This is a genomic window from Alsobacter sp. SYSU BS001988 (assembly GCF_054796215.1).
Genome location: NZ_JBTAMK010000031.1, coordinates 1 through 16,684, shown reverse-complemented (window position 1 = coordinate 16,684; position 16,684 = coordinate 1). Strand labels below are relative to the sequence as shown.

Genomic DNA, 16,684 nt, shown 5'->3' with positions numbered 1-16,684 from the left:
ATCGGTGATCCTCTGGTCAGGTGCGTGTGTCGCAACCCGACCCTACCCGGAGATCGCCGGTGACCACCGATCAGCTACACCACCGCTGGGGACACGACCTCGGCGAATGCGAGTAGCACCCTTGCGTGTGCGTGCGGGACTGGTCAGCGGGATGCCGTTTCTAGCGACACGAGAGGGGCTGGGCTGGCCGACGCCGTGGGTCGGCTCTCGGTTCCCCAGAGACCGCCTCAGCCGCTGGCCGCCCCAATCCGGGGCTCGGCGCGGCGGCTTCCATATAGCAACGTTTGAGTGCGAGCACATGCCATCTAGCCGTGAAGCAGCCTTCCGCTGCTGCACGCGCAGCGGGGTCAGCGCGCTCAGCGAGGATCCGCTTCCCTTGTGCCTGCACCAATAGGGCGGGTACGCGGAGCGCGGCCAGAGCCCCGTTCGCGTCTTCTCCGGTTGACCTGAGGGTGGAAGGGATAGCAGGCAGAGCAGCCCCGCGGCATCGCTCTCCCGATGCAGGTCGTCCGCAGCCATCAACGCCACACGTCCGCCCATCGACTTCCCGCCAATGATGAGGCACCCCGGACCGACATGTGCCTGCGCGGCAGTGGCAGCGGCTCGGAATTCGGGGATGAACGTCTTGGCGCGGGGTGGCGGGTTGCGAGTGCCGGTGCGTTGGGCTCCCATGTAGCCGAACTCAAAGCGCAAACCAGGAGCCCCGCTCCTGCGAGTGCCTGGGTCACAGATTGCATGCCAGCAGACTCCATTGCCGCTCCCGCACCCTGAGCCAACCGCAGAGTGCGGGTGAGTTGACACGGCGGTCGTTGAGAAAGGCGGGACAGGTCCGGGGCTGGAGGTACGAGCAACGGAATGGACCTTATTGCATCGGCCGGATATGAGATCGAATGTACCACGTGGAAATGCCATGCCCGGCCTGGACAGGAGTATCATCGCGCAGATCAATCACGAGAGCGTCCTCGCTCACGTGAAGGCCGACGTTCGCAGCGATTTCATACTGGCACCTCACTACAATGCCATCTTCAACAGGGCGGGCCACGAGCTTTGGGACCAACTGAAGCAGCAGCTTCGGGCGGGGACCTACCAACCCGAACTGCCGATCACCATGAGCGTCCCGAAGGAGCGCTTCTTCACAAGGCCGGGCAGCATCCTGCGACCCTCGGACCGGCTCATGTACCAGGCACTCGTCGACAATGTCATGAAGCAGTTGGAAGAGGGCCATGATCGCAGTCGCTCATTCAGCCACGTTCCCTCGGACGAAGAGGGGCAGATGTTCGAGCCCAACCACGAGTCCTGGGAACGCTTCCAGCAGCGGATCGCTGAGATCTGCGGCGAGCGCAATTATGTCCTCAAGGCGGACATTTCGAATTATTTCGAGCGGCTGCCTCAGCATAACCTGGTGAATTTGATGTCGGCGGCGGGCTGCGCCCCGGAGGTTGTCAGCCTGTTGGAGGAAATGCTCCTCGCGTTCCGCGAGCGTAATTCTTTCGGCATCGTCCAGGGCGTGTATCCGTCGGACGCACTGGGCAACTTCTACCTCTCTGCCCTCGACGCGCACTGCGAGCTGGACGAAGTCCTTTCAGCCCGCTACGTGGACGACATTTACATGGGCTTTCAGTCGGAAGCCGAGGCGCGGAAGGGCCTTGCCAGCCTCATCGAGACCCTGCGCAAAGACGGCCTGCATCTCAACGAATACAAGTCCACGATTATGCCCGCGGACGAGATCATCCTCCAGGAGACTGCCATCGACCGGCTATTCGACCAGATCCGCGATGAGGTGGCGAACGACGAGACTTATAAGCGCGCGAGCCCGTACGGCTTCGAGGTGGAGTGGGAAGACGAGGACGCCGAGGAAGAGGAAGACGTGACCGAGGGGGAGGAGGAAGACGAAGGCGAGGACCTCCCGAACGCTGCGGTTGAGCGCCTGATGGACAATATTGGGGACTATCCGAACCACGAGGACCAAATCGAAAAGTTCTGCCTGCCGATCCTGCGTTCAGCCCACTCGGACAGCGCTGTCGAGCACGTGCTTGTTAATCTGAAGGAAAGGCCGCACCAGACCCGGCTCTACTTCTCCTATATCTCTACCTTTGTTCGATCGAACCAGGACGTGGTCGACGCGCTGGAGGCGCTCGTCAACGATGACGCCGTGTCCGACTACCAGAGGTTGTTCCTGCTGGCCGCGCTCGTCAGGGCAAGGAGCGTGAGCCGGGCAACGGTGAACACAGCCCTCCAGTGGCTTCAGAACGGTACTGTCGCGAAGGAAACGCGCGCGATGGCAGCCATCTTCGCGGCGAAGCACGGTGCGGCGCAGCAGAAACGCACGGTGCGCACCTCGTACGAAGACGAGCCCTCCGAATATGTGCGGAGTGCCATCTTGTTCTCATCGAGGTACCTGACCGTTGTGGAGAAGAAGACATGCAAGCGCGCCTGGGGCGGGCATAACGCGATCAACGGGCTGATTTCTCTGAGCATCTGATGGGATCTGCCGCCACCCGGAAAGGGCCTGCATCCGCCACTCTTTCAAATCGTTCCTGAGCCCAAAAAAGGCGAGTGGTCCAATCTTCCGCCTTCCGACGAAGTTGGGTCGGCTTGGCTGGAGCAGCCGGTCCCGACCCCGAAGTGGACTCTGGGCCGCCCGGGCGAGCCTCTGCTGCACTGGGTGAGGCCGAAGCCATCGGACCCCGAGAGCGGGCGGGCGAGGCGAGCCTCAAGCTTTGCCTTTGTGGCTACTCACGGAAGCCTTGCGAACCTGTGGTCGGAGGCGGTTGAGGTTGACCTCTGCCAGCGGCGCTGGGCGGCAGCCTCGCGCACGACATCACTGTTAAAGGAGTGCTGCAACTGCATCTCGGCGGAGGGGCGGGCAGAGACCTTGGCACCGCTCACGATGTCCGCGTTGCTGCTGCTACGGCACAGGGCGCGATGCCGCCCCCTGCATAGCTCCTGGAGTTCCGTCATGATCCGTTCGAACATGCCACGCAAGTCATTCAGCCTCGTTGCCCCGCATCGAAGTTCGTGAGTGAGTACCTGAAGCCTCAGATAGACGAGCCTAACCGAAGAGCTCGGCGTGACGTCGCGTCACCTCGTGCGCCAATGGCTCGCCCTTGCTGAACCGCGCAACCTCCTCGACCGCGAGGTCTGCAAGGCGCTGGGTTTCTCGTCCTGCCGCACCGGCGACATGCGGAGTCACGAAGACGTTGGGCAACTTGAGCAGCGGGGATTCTGGCGGAAGGGGTTCTGGCTCGGTCACATCCAAGATGGCCGAGATCCTGCCCGCTCGCAGGGCATCGACGAGAGCTTCCTGATCCACAAGTCCGCCCCGCCCAGTGTTGATGAGGGTCGCGCCCGCCTTCATCCGGGTGAGAAAGACCGCGTCGATCATGCCGCGCGTCTCCGCGGTGAGCGGGGCATGGAGGCTGATAACGTCGGATTGGGCCGCAACAGCCCCAAGGCCCACCAGGCTGACCGGTCCGCCCGCGAACTCGGCGGGATCAGCGTACGGATCGGCGAGCAATATGTTGATGTCGAAGCCGGATAACAATCTGATCAAGTGGCGTCCGGTCCGCGACGCGCCCACGATGCCGACCGTCGGACCGAAGTTACCCGGACTGCCGGGCGCGGTCCAAGGGTGCCTCTCGGGACGCGCCATCGCGCGGTAATATTCGCGCGAGCTCAAGACCTGTTTGTTCGCCCAGAGGATCGCGGCCAAAGCGTATTCCGCCACTGGCTGGGCGTTGGCGGCTGCGGCGGAGGACAGCCGAATTCCCCGTGACCAGAACGCGGGTGAGACGATCGGAGCCACCGCGGACCCGGTGTGCGCCACGAACTGGAGCCGAGGCATTCGATCGAGCAGGTCCTCGTCCAAGCAGGGGCAGCCCCAGCCCGTGATCAGGAACTTGACCTGGACCAAGAGTCCGGCCGGCAATTCCTGCGGGACCGCGATCGGCTTTGGCGTGAGGACGTCGAAGTCCGCGAGGCCGCGCCATTGCCTGCCGCCCATAATGTCCGGGGCACGCGAGCAGTCGTAGAAAAGCGCCAGCCCGGGCTTCGCGTGGGACATCATGCGGCAACCTCGCTCCAGATGGCGCGGAGGGCGTCGCGTGAACGGGCTACTCCGGTTTCGGCCGGCGGGAGCTGGTCCGGGAACCAGCGGCGCTCGTACTCCAGGCTGAGGCAGCCATTGTAGCCGTCGCCATGCAGCCGTTGAATGATGGCTGGCCATGGAACGATGCCTTCCCCGACCGGAACGGCGATCCGGGCCCCGTCCTTGTCGCGTTTGAAGTCCTTTACGTGAACGTGGCGGATGTCGCGTTGCAACTCGTACGCTTCGGGAAAGGCCTCAGCTTCCATGAGATCGAGATTGGCCTGGTCGTACAGGATCCCATACGCTTGATGATCGACCGCCGTCAGGAAGCGCATGGTGAGGCTCGCCGAGAGCGCCATGGTGTCCATGTGGTTCTCGAGGCAGAGCGTCAGCCCAGCGCGCTGCGCGACGTCGCCGAGACGTCGGCACGGCTCCGTTGCGCGCACGAGAGCTGCATCCATATCGTCGCGAGCGACTTCCGCGCCAGCGAAGATCCGGACGACTTCGCACCCGAACTCCGCCGCGAGCGAGATGACATGTTCAAGCTCTGTGACGGCCCGCCGCCGCGCGTCGGGATCGACGGCGTTGACGCCCTTCGCGTAGGGCGTGAGAGCGAGAATCCTCGTTCCAACTGCCCGGGCCTCCCGGGCGAGCCGACGAGCATCGGCAAGCGTCGCATCCGGGGGGATGCCGCAACGGTAGCCGGATTGGCAGATCAGCTCGACGCCGTCCAGTTCGAGATCCTGCGCAAGGGCCAACGCGCCTTCTGGATCGCGGTCCGGACACGCCATGGTGTGCAGGAGAATGCGCATTGCGTTTCCTTAGTTTTCGAAGCGATTACCGCCACTGCGGCACGTTCACGGCGCCGCCCCCGACGGTTGCGGAGCGCTCCGCCGCGTCGATGACAGCTTGGGCGAGCAACCCCTCCCAACCGTCGACCGGCGGCGCCTCGCTCGCGGCAAGGGCCTGCATGAAGGCTTGCAACTCCGCGCCGAAGGCGTCGACCGGCTCTATACCGTGCGTCCGCGTGCCTTCGCTCGTCACGGACACGAGGAGGTCAGGGCGTTTGCCGAGGAGGTATCCGCGCTCCCCGACGATTTGGAAGACCACGTCTTCCCGCCCCGCTACGTCCGGGTAGTCGGGAACATAGCCACCCTGAATGCGGGCTTCGACGCGCTCTCCGAAGCTGATGTCGAGAAACGCCTTATCCTCGCCGGCGCGGCCGATTTCGCGGTCGGTGCGGGCGCGCACGGCCACAGGGCGGGCGTCGAGCAGCCAACCCGCGAGGTCGACCATGTGCACCAGCATGTCCCGCAGGACCCCGACGTCCGCGTACCAGATGCGCTCACCTGGCGGCGTCGGCTGGTAGAACGAGAACACGGCGTAGCGGGGCTGTCCGATCGCACTCTCCGCCACCAGTCGGCGCGCGGACGAAAAGACCGACTCGAAGCGCATTTTGAGCCCGAACCCAAGGGCCAGACCGGCCTTCTCCATGGCGCCGACCATGGCGCAGCCATCGGCCAAGGTCATGGCCAGCGGCTTCTCCAGGAAGACGTTCACCCCTGCTGCGGCGCAATCCATCACGGCGCCATGATGGAGCGGGGTCGGCGTGCAGACGCACGCGACGTCGACGCCGCCGTTTCGGAGCAGGTCCCTATGATCGCGGCAGATCAGGCCATCGCCCGCCGCGGCGCGCGCCCGCTCGAGATCCACGTCGCACGCGGCCACGACCTGATGCCCGAGCTTATTCATGCGGTCGGCGTGGATCTGGCCAATCATGCCACAGCCGATGATGGCGACCCGCATGCTCGGCTCCTCACCCTTTGACGGCGCCGGCTGTGAGCCCGGCCGCCATGCGGTTCTGCACAGCCAGGAACAGAAGCAGCGTGGGTATGATCGCCAGAGTGGTCGCCGCCATTGCAGTGCCCCATTGGGCGAACTCGCCGCCGACCATGCTGTAGAGGCCGACCGACAACGTGCGCTGGTCGCCGGCCCCGAGGATGATGAGCGACAGCAGGAACTCGTTCCAGGACGCAATGAAGGCGAAGACGGCCACGGTCACGAGGCCGGGCGCCACGAGCGGCAAGGTGATGCGCACGAAGGTAGTCAGGTTGCTCGCGCCGTCGACCCTGGCAGCCTCTTCCAACTCCACAGGCACACGACGGAAGAAGGAGATCAGCATCCAGGTCGAGAACGGAAACGTGTAGGCCACGTGGACGAGGATCAGACCGGGCTGGGTGTTCGCCAGACCTAGCCGGTTAATGACCAAAAAAAGCGGGATCGCGATCAGGATGGGAGGGAAGATGTAGGCGATCAGCAGCAGCTTGGTCAGCGCACCCGCCCCATGCACCAGCCGGCGGGCGAGGACGAAGGCCGCCATGGCTGAAATCGCCGTGCCCAAGATAGTGCTGCCAAGGGCGACCACGGCGCTGCTCTTAAGGAAGCTGAGGAACGGCGTGGAGAATATCACGGCGCGATAGTTCTGCAGCCCCAAATCGTCAAGCGAGAAGCTCGGCGGAAATCTGTACAGGCCAGCGTAGCTTTTCATGGACGAGAAGATCATCCACGCGAGAGGAAACACGGACACTGCGGCAAGCGCGAGAAGAACAGCGTAGGGAAAGGCAAGTTTTGCCGCTGCGCCGGCGCGGGAGCGAATCAGGATCTCAGGCATCGGCATCTTCCCTGAGCAGGCGCAGGTAGAGCGCAGTCGTCACGGCGAGGATGGCCAGCATCAGCACCGATACGGCGGCCATCCGACCAAGCTCGTACTGCGTCCAGCCCACCTTGAAGGCGTAGATCGGCAGAGTGGTCGTCGCGTCGACAGGACCTCCGCCGGTCGTCAAATAGGGAAACTCGAAGTTGTTGAAGGTCCAGATCGTTCGAAGGGTCGCAAGCGTTGCGACAATGCTTTTAAGCCCGGGCAGGGTCACGTGGCGGAACTCCTGCCAAGGTGACGCGCCGTCTATGCTTGCGGCTTCGTAGAGTTCCCGAGGGATCGTCTGCAGGCCCGCGATGAAGGCGACCATCATGAAGGGGAAGCCGAACCAGACGTTCATGGCGATCAGAGCGGCCATCGCGGTCCCGGTCTCGCCAAGCCAGGCGTGGGGCATCCCGATCAAGCCCAGGACCATGAGCACGTAGTTGGCGACGCCGTAACTCGCATCGAGCATGTAGCGCCATGCGAAGGCCATGATGATCGCCGGGAACGCCCAGGGCACGATGAGGGCCATTCTGAGAAGCGATCGTCCCGCCGTGACCTTCTCGAGACACAGCGCCGCGATCAGGCCGACAACAAGCTGGAGTGCAACGGAAGCGGATGTCCACACCAGCGTGCGAAGTGCCGAGGTGACGAACTCCGGGTCGCTCAGGACCACTCGGAAATTGCCGAAGCCCGTGAAACGCCACCCCTCGTACACCAGGCTTGCGTTTGTGAAAGCGGCGACGAGGTTCCACGCGACCGGATAGGCGACAACGCCAACGAGACACAGTAGTCCAGGCAGGAGGAAGAGGATTTGGAAGCGCCGATCCAAGAACGCGGAGACGCGCTTCATCAGCGACCCGCCGACAACGGACGCGTGACGGTTCCGGTGCGATGTTCCGGTGGCCGCTGGCGCGTCCTTTCCGAGGATGGCCATCTGCGTCGGTTTGGCGGACATGTCGCGTCCTGCGTCTGGACCCATTTTCCAGCTCCCGGCCTCAACGGATGAGGCCGGCCTCCCGCCCGAGCCGCGCGATCACCTCGCGTTCTTCCGAGGAGATCCCGAGTTGCGGCCGGCGCACGGCGGCGTGGTCGATCACCCCCTGCATGACCAGGAGTTCCTTCATGCGCGGCCGGAAATCCCGAATCGGCGGACGCCAGCAGTGTCGGGCGAGCGGAGCCAGCCGCGACCAGATCGTGAAGCCCTTGGCGACGTCCCCGGCTTGATGTGCCCGCTGCATTTCGACCAACTCGGCGACGGCGGTGCCGGCGAAGCCGATCAGGGCGCCGTCGCAGCCCATCAACATCGCTTCATAGATGAACGTGTCGCTGCCGGTGAGTATGCCGATGGGCTTTTCCAAGCGGGATATGTTCTCGACGGCTTGGATCGTCTGGTTGGCGTCGAAGGACGATTCCTTGATCGCGATGATCTCGTCGATGCTGGCGAGCGCCGTTAGCATGTCGCCGGAGTAGTCCGGGCCCCATCCGCGCGGGAACTGGAACGCAATCAGCGGAAGCTTCAGCGCCTGGGCAATATCGCCGTGGAAGCGCCGGATCATTTCGGCCGGAATGGGCGAGCCAATGAACACCGGCATCGGAGGGAAGACGCAGAAGCCCTGCGCCCCTGCCGCAACGAGATCGCGACCGTGGGCGATCATTGCGTCCGTCGAGCCGCCGATGAGGCCGCTCAGCAGGGGTACCCGGCCGGAGTTCACCTCGGCGCAAACGCGCATCACCTCCACGCGCTCCTCGGGGGTCAGGGCGGGCCCCTCCGCCGCGTCCATGTTGACCGCGACGACATCAGGTTTCTGCGAGATGATCCAATCGGTATAGCGGCGCAGCGAAGACCAATCGATCGCTCCGTCGGGTAGCATGGGCATGAACGGCGCCGAGATCAGGCCGCGGAAGGGTCGCTCGAGGGGCATTGCTATCTCCAGGTCAGGCAGTCGCGGCCGCGCGAGCGGCGGGCGAGAAGAATTCCGATCCGATGCTGGTTTCCGCGAGTTCCTGCGCCGCGCGCAGCAGGTTCGGGGCCAGTTGCCGCATGCGGGCCTCCGTTAGCCGGAAGCTTGGTCCTGCGATGCTGATCGTGCCGATTGCCTGCCCGGCGCGGGGCGATGTAATCGCGCTAGCCATCGCGGCAGCGCCCTCGGCGGCGCTCTCCACCACGGTCGCGTATCCATCGGCCCTGCACTTGTTCAGCTTGCGCTGCAAGCCGGCAACCGTGCGAGGCGCGTTCGGGCCGAACTGCGCCGCGCGTTCCAATCCGGAAGCTATCGCCAGGTCGACGGCCCGGCGGTCGTCGAGCGTGGCCAGCCAAGCCTGCCCGGTGGCGGTGCAGAAGAGAGTCGGGTGGCCGCCCATCTCCGGGTCGTAGCGCAGACCAGAGCGCGCGCCCTGGGACTTAGCCACCCAGGTCAGCGTGTCCCCGTCCACGACGGCCAGTCTCACCAGCTCGCCGCTCTCCCGAGCCAATTGGTCGAGAATGGGCTGCGCCAAGTCCGCCACCCCGCTTGCGGACAGGTAGGAAAACCCAAGCGACAGCAGTTTCGAAGTCAGCATGTAATGCCCGGTCACCGGGTCCTGTCGGGTCATGCCGAGCCGCCCGAGCTCCGAAAGCAAGCGGTGCACCGCGCTCTTCGGCGCGCCGAGATCATCGGCGACCCGCTGCAGGGGCAGCCCCCCGTGAGCTGAGCTCAGCAGAGTGAGAATATTGAAGGCGCGCTCGAGAAGACTGCCAGCCATTTTTCAAATCCCTGAACCGTGTTCTAGATTTGGCATTCGCGCCACGATGTCAAGTGCCTTCCGGATCCCAGGCGGTTTCGAGGCATTCCCAATAACCACCGGGCATTGACACGCCGAGGTCAAGGGTCGTATTTATGGAACGAGGTTCAAAAAATGAATAACATAGTCGAAACGCGCACCGGGAGGATCGGAGCATGACGCTGCAAATGTCGCGCCGTACGGCGCTCAAAGGAGGCGCGGCGGCTGCCGCAGCCATGATCGCGGCTCCCGCGGTTCGCGCCCAAAGCGAGCGAAAGGTGGTCTTCTGGCACAGCTATACCCAGAAGGTCCGGTCGGACTTCATGCGCGGCGTAGCCGACCGCTTCCAGGCGGCCAATCCGGGCGTAAAGGTCGAGATTGAGGTGATGTCGTGGGCGGCCTTCGGTCAGCGATGGCCCGCGGCGAGGGCCGCCAACGCCCTTCCCGATGTCGCCATCACGCTCGGCCGCAACGCCATCCCGATGCAGATGGCAGGCGCGCTCAATTCGACCGAGCCAGTGCTCAAGGCGCTCGGCGGGCCGGAAGCGTTCATCCCGGGCCTCATCGACAAGTCATGCAAGTTCAACGGCGTCTACGTCAGCCTACCGCACTACGTTCACAGCTCAATCAACGTCTACCGGAAGGATCGGCTTGCTGCGGCCGGGCTGCAGGTGCCGGTGACGTGGGAGGACAATCTCAAGGCCGCGATAGCCATGACCAAGCCGCCGGAGTACTACGGCAACATTTTGAAGCTCGCGAAGGACGACTACGCCGGCGCCGAGCTGCTGTGGTGCATGACCCAATCGGCGGGCGGGCACTTCTACGACGCGAAGGGCGAAATCCTCTTCGACAGCGAGCCGGTTCGGCAGGCGACCGAGTTTCTCGCGGAGATCGGCAAGAAGGCAAGCGGGCCAGGAATAGCGAATCTGCGCCTTGCCGACACCTTCAGCTTGGTGAACAGCGGCAAACAGTCCATGTGCAACGACAGCGCCGCTATCATCGGCGTGGCTGTGCAGGATGCGCCCGATGTCGCCAAGAACCTCGACGCGACCCTGATGCCGAGCAAAGTGACGCCCGGCTACCAGACCAACCTGATCGCAGCGCTGCTGCCCAAGGGCAAGAACAACGAGGACGCTCAAAAATTCCTCGCCTTCTTGTTTGCCGAGGAGAGCTACATGCCCTTCCTCACCACGATCCCGCTCTTCATGTTCCCAGCCTATCGCAAGGCGGACATGAAGCGGTTCACCGACAACCCGGTGATCGCTGCATATCCAAACGTCGTGAAATCGACCTTGGACAGCGTCGAACACGGCGTGATGGCAGGCATGGATTTCGGGCTGAATCCGTTCGCGGCTCCCGTGCTCACGAGCGGGCTTGTCGAGGATATGCTGCAGCGAATCATCCTGAACGATGCGCCGGTGAAGCAGGAGGTTACAGCGACCGCGGGCAAGATGGATCGGCTGCTCGAGTCTGTCCGAGCCCGCCTCTGAGCGGCTCGGGTCAGGTCCGCGCCGTCGCCGGCTCGGCGAAGGCCGAATGGCTAATCGAGGTCGAGGCAGATGCCTTCAATAGCGTACGCGCCAACGAAGAGAGCGGCCCGAAGTCTAAGCCCGGCTGGATCGGGAACACCTGCTGGAGACGCGGGGCGCCGCCTACCTCGTGATCACGGGGCGGGAGTTCGTTCCCAAGACAGTCGCAGCACGCGACTTGCACGTGCGGCAGAGGGTGCATGCACGCCATCATGCAGTCTCCCTGGCGGCCTGCTGCGCGAACATGGCATGGATTTGCGCCACCGCCGCAGCGCCTTCGCTGACCGCGGCGGCGAGCTTCGTGGAGCCGGCCCGGACGTCCCCGATGGCGAACACGCCCGGCAGGCTGGTCTCTGGTGGCTGACTGCTCGAGCCGGTCAGGACGAAGCCCTTGCTGCCCGTGTCGACGCAGGATCTCGCCCAGCCGGCGTTCGGTTCGGCGCCGATGAACAGGAACATGTGCCGGAGCGGTCTCCGGTGAAGCGTACTGTCCGCATGGTTCCGAAACGCCGCCGTCGGTGGTTCACCTGGACTTGAAAGCCGAAGCGCTTGGGCTCCGTGCCCAGCCCTGCTGACAAAACTGGATTCCACGCCAGCTCGCGCAGACCAGCCTCTCAAGGGCTGCTGCCTTGCTGGTTATCCCCTCGCGCCAAGCGAGCTCGGGCAGCAAGTCGGCTGGGATCCTCTAGAATGGGGAGGGGGCTGCCAACGCATCTTGCCCGTCTGAGACTGTCCTTGTGGCAATCCTGTTCCCCGACGGCGCGACTAGGACCGCGAGCGCATCTTATGCCCGCCGGCGCTTTGAACTGCACTGCCGGAGCAAAGAAGTGGAGCGTAGCCCACGAGCGGCTCGTAGCGGCCCTAGTAAAGGGGAGATAGTGCCAAGGAGATTGGTTTCGAATGTGCCGTCGCGGGGATCACAGGCGTCACTCTGGAGCCGCAGAGCCCGCCTATATAGACTGATCGCTCAGCGCCGTTCGCAACAGGTCACGCCGATGCTCAAGTCCGAAACCGACATCCCGACGAATGACTCTGAGCCGGCCTTCTCACCGCACACCTCTCATTGGGGTGTGTTCTCAGCCCGGATGAAAAATGGCGAGCTCGAAGTTCGGCCCCATCCCGGAGATCCCGACCCGAACGAGGTCATCCAGAACTTTCCAGCCGCTCTGCGCCATCGCGCGCGCATCGCTGGACCCATGGTTCGGCGCGGCTGGCTCGAGAACGGCCCGGGCCCGAACGATCGGCGCGGCAGAGACGAGTACGTTCCCATGTCGTGGACGGCCGTCCTTGACCTGCTCGGCAAGGAACTGATCCGCGTCCGCGACGGCTTCGGCCCGGGCGCGATCTTCGGCGGCTCCTATGGCTGGGCCAGCGCCGGCCGTTTCCATCATGCGCAGAGCCAGATCCACCGGTTCCTGAACGTCGCCTGCGGCGGCTACGTGAAATCGGTCAACAGCTATTCCTCCGGGTCCTCGCAAGTGCTGGTCCCGCACATCATCGGCGAGTACGAGGACCTGACGAAGCGCAACGTGTCCTGGGACCAAGTCGCCGAGCACAGCGACATCGTGCTCGCCTTCGGCGGCATGGCGCTGAAGAACTCCATGGTGGCCGGCGGAAGCGTCAGCAAGCATGTCGAGCGGGGCGCGATGCAGCGCGCGGCCGAGCGGGGCTGCGAGTTCGTGCTGGTCAGTCCGCTCCGGGCCGACCTGCCCGACGAGGCCGGAGCGCAGTGGCTCTCCTGCATTCCGGCCAGCGACACCGCCCTCATGATGGCTATTGTCCACACGCTCGTCGTGGAGGGTCTGCACGACCGAGCCTTCCTGGAGCGCTACACTGTCGGCTGGCCAATCTTCGAGCGCTACCTTCTCGGTGAAACCGACGGTCAGCCCAAGGACGCCGCCTGGGCGGCTCCTCTGACAGGGGTGGCCCCGGCCGAAATCGTGTCGCTGGCGCGGCGGTTGGCCGGCAAGCGCGCGTTGATCGTCGTATCCCATTCACTGCAGAGGGCCGAGCATGGCGAGCAGCCGTCTGGATGGGCATGGTGCTTGCTGCGGCGCTCGGCCAAATCGGCCTGCCGGGAGGTGGGTACGCCTATGCTCTAGGAGCGATCGCCTACTATGGCCGACGCTTTAACGCTGTGCCCCTTCCGACATTGTCGCAGGGACGCAATGGCGTGCGCGATTTCATCCCGGTCGCGCGCATCTCAGACATGCTGCTCAACCCTGGCCGGACTTATCGCTACAATGGCGAGACCCGGACGTACCCCGACATCAAGCTTGTCTACTGGGCCGGCGGCAATCCATTTCACCATCATCAGGACCTCAATCGGTTGCGCAAAGCCTTCGCCCGGCTGGATACGCTAGTGGTTCATGAACTGGCCTGGACCGCGACGGCCCGCCACGCCGATTTCGTCTTGCCGTGCACGATGACGCTGGAGCGCGAGGACATCGGCGGGAACTCGAACGACCCGCTGCTGGTGCCCATGCGCCCCGTCGCTCCGCCTTACGGCGAGGCGCGCGATGATTACGAGATTTTCGCCGATCTTGCCGAGCGGCTCGGCGCCCGCGACGCCTTCACCGAAGGCCGCAGCGTACGCGAATGGCTCGAACACCTGTATCAGCCAACGCGCGACGGGCTCGCCGCCTTGGGACTGCCGGCGCCAAGCTTTTCTGAGTTCTGGGCGAGCGAGGGGTACGAATTGCCGCAGCAGCCCGACGATGGCGGCAGACTGCGCGCCTTCCGTCAGGACCCAGAAGGCAAGCCGCTAGCAACGCCCAGCGGGAAGCTCGAGATCTACTCCAACACCATCGCGAGCTTCGGCGAATCCGACTGCCCCGGTCATCCCGTCTGGCTCGGCGCTCCGTACCGGCCGGACGAAACCACGCCCTATGTGCTGGTCGCTAACCAGCCGAGAACGCGCCTGCACAGCCAATTCGATTTCGGCGGGCATAGCGAAGCCTCCAAGCATCGCGGCCGCGAGGTGGCGAGGATGCATCCCGAGGACGCAGCCCTCCGCGGCATCAAGAATGGCGACATCATCCGCCTGTTCAACGATCGCGGAGCCTGCCTGGCAGGCGTCGTGCTGACCGATGGCATTCGCCGCGGTGTCATCCAACTGCCAACAGGGGCTTGGTACGATCCGGCTGAGCCGGGCGAGGACAAACCGCTTTGCGTCCATGGCAATCCCAATGTCCTCACGCGCGACATTGGCACCTCGGCGCTGGCGCAAGAGTGCACGGGGCAACTCACGACCGTTCAGGTGGAGCGGCTCGACGGCAACTTGCCGCCGATCATGGCTTTCGAACCGCCCGCGACTGCAGTGGTACAGGAAGCGTGACTTAGTTGGATTAAGGAAATTCACAGCGATCGAGGTCACTGATGCCGAGCGCCGTCCGATCTTCGCCGACGGCGTGTTCATTTAACCAAGCTGGTGAAGGGTGATGCGGGTAGTCGCTTCGCGTGGCCCTCCCGCACGTTCGCGTTCAGCCGCTGGCAAGGCCGAAACTAGGCCGGTGAGGCCGCAAAAAGACCAGGCACGGTTTTGCTCGGTCTATGTACCGTTTAGAGAAGCCGCAAGGCCGATCCCGCCTACCAAGACCAAACTCATTGGCCACGCGACGTCCAGATTGAACCAAAACCGCGCAATGTATCTTGGTCCGAGCCAAGCATATACCGCCAGCGCGAGGATAGCGCCGGAGATGATCATTACGACGGCGTGAGCTGCAGCCACCTGCACCGCAATAACTCCATTGCCGGCCATCAGTGCGCCGGACGCGCGGTGCCCGGCATCCAGTTGCTCCGGCCGGCAGATTCCCAGATAGATCGGCACGAGCATCAGCCCGGCTCCATGGGCCGTGGCGGCTGCAAAGGACCAGAATGCCAATCGGGTCGGTTTGGAAGCGACACGCAGGGCCCTGGCCTCCGTCATCCGCACCGAGGTTCAAGGCGCGCCGGCGCGGATTCGGCCTTGCCGCCCCGCCAGTGAGCTGCTTTCTGGACGCCGCGCTGCTGTCGCGCCCCGGATGCGCCTGGGAACGCCCATGTCATTCCACCTCCGACTGTCCTCGTGGTCGAGGGCGAGGCGATCCTGGCTTTCGCTAAAACCGACGAGATCTCGAGCAGGAGGGCTTCGCTGTGGCTTTTTTGGCTGCCGAAGCCGACGTCACGCAAGGCTCTGGCCTCGGCCGTTTGCTCCGTGACGGCCGTGTCCGTGGGGCGGCGACCAGAGGGTAACGCGCGAAGTTCATCGACGCGAGGCTGGTCACTTGCAACATCAAGGGTGAGCACTCGACGGCGGAGAGGGGCTGGAGGAGACTTGGCGCCGACGATGTGGCCCGGAGAACCGCGATGCAGACCCGCGCATCCCTAAACGAGGTTGCTGTGTCTTCCCGACTGTTGGACCTGATCGCCGGTGCTTGGATGTCCCAGGCGATCTACGTGGTCGCCAAGCTCGGAATTGCTGATCTTCTAGAGAACGGACCGGCCTCGTCCGAGGCGCTTGCAGAGCGCTCGGGTACTCATCCCGATGTTCTGCGCCGCCTGCTCCTCCTATTGTCCAGTCGTGGAATATTCCAGCTCCGACCGGACGGCCAGTTCGAGGCGAATAGCTTGTCGGAGGGATTGCGCAGTTCAGCCCGCATCTCGCTGAGGCACTACTCGATCCTGCTCGGCGAGGAACCGTACTGGAGCGCTTGGGGTCATCTCCTTCACACCGCGAAGACGGGCGAGGCCGCCTTCCAGTTCGTCCATGGGACCGGCCTTTACCCCTATCTTGAAAGCCATCCCGACACAGCGACCACGTTCGACGCCGCCATCACCGGACGGGCGCGCCAGGAGAATGAAGATGTGGTCGCGAGCTACACGTGGCCGGCAGGATTGATCGTCGATGTCGGAGGAGGGCAGGGCACGCTCTTGGCCGCGATCCTGCGAAAACAACCAGCCGCGACGGGCCTCCTGTTCGAAGTGCCGTCTGTCGCGGCAAGAGCGTCCGAGACGCTGGCCGAGGAGGGAGCCGCCACTCGCTCGACCGTTGTCGCGGGGGATATGTTCGAGGCTGTCCCGCCCGTCGGCGATCTCTACATCCTCCGGCGCGTGCTGCACGGCTGGAGGGACGAGGATGCCCTGCGGATCCTGCGCAGGTGTAGAGCAGCAATGAAGCCAGAGAGCATCCTCCTCGTCATAGAGCACGTCCTCGATCCTGACAATCGCCCGACCTGGGGACAGATGCTGGATTTGCAAATGCTGGTCCTCAACCCAGGAGGACGAGAGCGACGGGAAGAGGATTATCGGTATTTGTTGTCGGACGCAGGGTTCGTAGTGTCCCGCCTCTTGAAAACGGAGACTGTCACCAGCCTCATTGAAGCCACTCCGAAGCCGCCCTAGGAAGTCTGATGGGGAAGGCGCTGGACGGCGCCCTCGGCCGGTGCTGCCAGCAGTTCTTGTTCGTCCATTACGGATAGCACTCCAGATCGCCCGTTCTGCAAACCACTCGCCAATGTCCGCTTCGCTCCGATGCCGTTGAAAAAGTTGGCGTTGCTGCGGGGGTGAAGTCCTGATTCAGTCGTCCTGGATGGGGGCGACGCGATGATGGGCGAACGGACGGTGGCT

At 64.0% G+C, this 16,684-nt stretch carries 14 protein-coding genes and 1 pseudogene; 4 read left to right on the top strand and 11 right to left on the bottom strand.

Annotated features, from left to right (window positions below):
* Window positions 1-42: 42 nt before the first annotated feature.
* A complete protein-coding gene (locus ACYVO7_RS25245; RefSeq protein ID WP_460452523.1) occupies window positions 43-912 on the bottom strand; it encodes an alpha/beta family hydrolase in 870 nt (289 codons plus the stop codon).
* Between ACYVO7_RS25245 and ACYVO7_RS25240 the strand changes: the two genes are divergently transcribed.
* Window positions 911-2,482, top strand: coding sequence for a reverse transcriptase domain-containing protein (locus tag ACYVO7_RS25240; protein ID WP_460452522.1), 1,572 nt, complete (start codon window positions 911-913; stop codon window positions 2,480-2,482). The genes ACYVO7_RS25245 and ACYVO7_RS25240 overlap by 2 nt on opposite strands.
* A gap of 570 nt (window positions 2,483-3,052) precedes the next feature.
* Here ACYVO7_RS25240 and ACYVO7_RS25235 read toward each other — a convergent pair.
* Genes ACYVO7_RS25235 through ACYVO7_RS25205 form a run of 7 tightly spaced genes read right to left on the bottom strand, consistent with a single transcriptional unit; the run spans window position 3,053 to window position 9,530 of the window.
* A complete protein-coding gene (locus ACYVO7_RS25235) occupies window positions 3,053-4,066 on the bottom strand; it encodes a hydroxyacid dehydrogenase (protein ID WP_460452521.1) in 1,014 nt (337 codons plus the stop codon).
* Window positions 4,063-4,899, bottom strand: a complete 837-nt coding sequence (locus ACYVO7_RS25230) for a sugar phosphate isomerase/epimerase family protein (RefSeq protein WP_460452520.1) — start codon at window positions 4,897-4,899, stop codon at window positions 4,063-4,065. Before ACYVO7_RS25230 ends, ACYVO7_RS25235 begins: the two co-directional genes overlap by 4 nt.
* A gap of 25 nt (window positions 4,900-4,924) precedes the next feature.
* Window positions 4,925-5,893 (bottom strand): Gfo/Idh/MocA family protein, encoded by a 969-nt coding sequence (locus ACYVO7_RS25225; RefSeq protein WP_460452519.1) that lies wholly within the window; start codon window positions 5,891-5,893, stop codon window positions 4,925-4,927.
* Between the two features lie 10 nt (window positions 5,894-5,903).
* Window positions 5,904-6,758, bottom strand: coding sequence for a carbohydrate ABC transporter permease (locus ACYVO7_RS25220; RefSeq protein WP_460452518.1), 855 nt, complete (start codon window positions 6,756-6,758; stop codon window positions 5,904-5,906).
* Window positions 6,751-7,743 carry a carbohydrate ABC transporter permease gene (locus ACYVO7_RS25215; protein WP_460452517.1) on the bottom strand — a complete coding sequence of 331 codons (993 nt, stop codon included), beginning with the start codon at window positions 7,741-7,743 and terminating at the stop codon, window positions 6,751-6,753. The genes ACYVO7_RS25220 and ACYVO7_RS25215 overlap by 8 nt, the downstream gene beginning before the upstream one ends.
* Before the next feature lie 40 nt (window positions 7,744-7,783).
* Entirely contained in the window at window positions 7,784-8,710 is a 927-nt protein-coding gene (locus ACYVO7_RS25210) for a dihydrodipicolinate synthase family protein (protein WP_460452516.1), read from the bottom strand.
* 13 nt (window positions 8,711-8,723) lie between these two features.
* Complete coding sequence (locus ACYVO7_RS25205) at window positions 8,724-9,530, bottom strand: IclR family transcriptional regulator (RefSeq protein ID WP_460452515.1); 807 nt, start codon at window positions 9,528-9,530, stop codon at window positions 8,724-8,726.
* A gap of 194 nt (window positions 9,531-9,724) precedes the next feature.
* Here ACYVO7_RS25205 and ACYVO7_RS25200 point away from each other — a divergent pair, with 194 nt between their 5' ends.
* Complete coding sequence (locus tag ACYVO7_RS25200; RefSeq protein WP_460452514.1) at window positions 9,725-11,038, top strand: ABC transporter substrate-binding protein; 1,314 nt, start codon at window positions 9,725-9,727, stop codon at window positions 11,036-11,038.
* Between the two features lie 249 nt (window positions 11,039-11,287).
* Here ACYVO7_RS25200 and ACYVO7_RS25195 read toward each other — a convergent pair whose 3' ends face one another.
* Window positions 11,288-11,536 carry a hypothetical protein gene (locus ACYVO7_RS25195; RefSeq protein WP_460452513.1) on the bottom strand — a complete coding sequence of 83 codons (249 nt, stop codon included), beginning with the start codon at window positions 11,534-11,536 and terminating at the stop codon, window positions 11,288-11,290.
* Between the two features lie 536 nt (window positions 11,537-12,072).
* Between ACYVO7_RS25195 and ACYVO7_RS25190 the strand changes: the two are divergent.
* A pseudogene (locus ACYVO7_RS25190) lies at window positions 12,073-14,414 on the top strand (molybdopterin guanine dinucleotide-containing S/N-oxide reductase).
* A 213-nt stretch (window positions 14,415-14,627) separates the two neighbouring features.
* Here ACYVO7_RS25190 and ACYVO7_RS25185 read toward each other — a convergent pair.
* Complete coding sequence (locus tag ACYVO7_RS25185; RefSeq protein ID WP_460452512.1) at window positions 14,628-14,912, bottom strand: hypothetical protein; 285 nt, start codon at window positions 14,910-14,912, stop codon at window positions 14,628-14,630.
* A gap of 512 nt (window positions 14,913-15,424) precedes the next feature.
* Between ACYVO7_RS25185 and ACYVO7_RS25180 the strand changes: the two genes are divergently transcribed.
* The gene (locus ACYVO7_RS25180) at window positions 15,425-16,459 is read left to right on the top strand and encodes a methyltransferase (protein WP_460452511.1); all 1,035 of its coding nucleotides are present in this window, start codon (window positions 15,425-15,427) and stop codon (window positions 16,457-16,459) included.
* On the opposite strand, the gene ACYVO7_RS25175 is transcribed toward ACYVO7_RS25180, so the two are convergent.
* Window positions 16,456-16,684 (bottom strand): hypothetical protein (locus tag ACYVO7_RS25175; protein ID WP_460452510.1); only part of this gene is annotated, 229 nt, incomplete at its 5' end. The two genes, ACYVO7_RS25180 and ACYVO7_RS25175, sit on opposite strands and share 4 nt — an antisense overlap.

Coding starts and splice junctions, on each gene's coding strand:
- ACYVO7_RS25240 (WP_460452522.1), top strand. CDS start 911: ATGCCCGGCCTGGACAGGAGTATCATCGCGCAGATCAATCACGAGAGC.
- ACYVO7_RS25245 (WP_460452523.1), bottom strand. CDS start 912: ATGGCATTTCCACGTGGTACATTCGATCTCATATCCGGCCGATGCAAT.
- ACYVO7_RS25235 (WP_460452521.1), bottom strand. CDS start 4,066: ATGATGTCCCACGCGAAGCCCGGGCTGGCGCTTTTCTACGACTGCTCG.
- ACYVO7_RS25230 (WP_460452520.1), bottom strand. CDS start 4,899: ATGCGCATTCTCCTGCACACCATGGCGTGTCCGGACCGCGATCCAGAA.
- ACYVO7_RS25225 (WP_460452519.1), bottom strand. CDS start 5,893: ATGCGGGTCGCCATCATCGGCTGTGGCATGATTGGCCAGATCCACGCC.
- ACYVO7_RS25220 (WP_460452518.1), bottom strand. CDS start 6,758: ATGCCTGAGATCCTGATTCGCTCCCGCGCCGGCGCAGCGGCAAAACTT.
- ACYVO7_RS25215 (WP_460452517.1), bottom strand. CDS start 7,743: ATGTCCGCCAAACCGACGCAGATGGCCATCCTCGGAAAGGACGCGCCA.
- ACYVO7_RS25210 (WP_460452516.1), bottom strand. CDS start 8,710: ATGCCCCTCGAGCGACCCTTCCGCGGCCTGATCTCGGCGCCGTTCATG.
- ACYVO7_RS25205 (WP_460452515.1), bottom strand. CDS start 9,530: ATGGCTGGCAGTCTTCTCGAGCGCGCCTTCAATATTCTCACTCTGCTG.
- ACYVO7_RS25200 (WP_460452514.1), top strand. CDS start 9,725: ATGACGCTGCAAATGTCGCGCCGTACGGCGCTCAAAGGAGGCGCGGCG.
- ACYVO7_RS25195 (WP_460452513.1), bottom strand. CDS start 11,536: ATGTTCCTGTTCATCGGCGCCGAACCGAACGCCGGCTGGGCGAGATCC.
- ACYVO7_RS25185 (WP_460452512.1), bottom strand. CDS start 14,912: ATGCTCGTGCCGATCTATCTGGGAATCTGCCGGCCGGAGCAACTGGAT.
- ACYVO7_RS25180 (WP_460452511.1), top strand. CDS start 15,425: ATGCAGACCCGCGCATCCCTAAACGAGGTTGCTGTGTCTTCCCGACTG.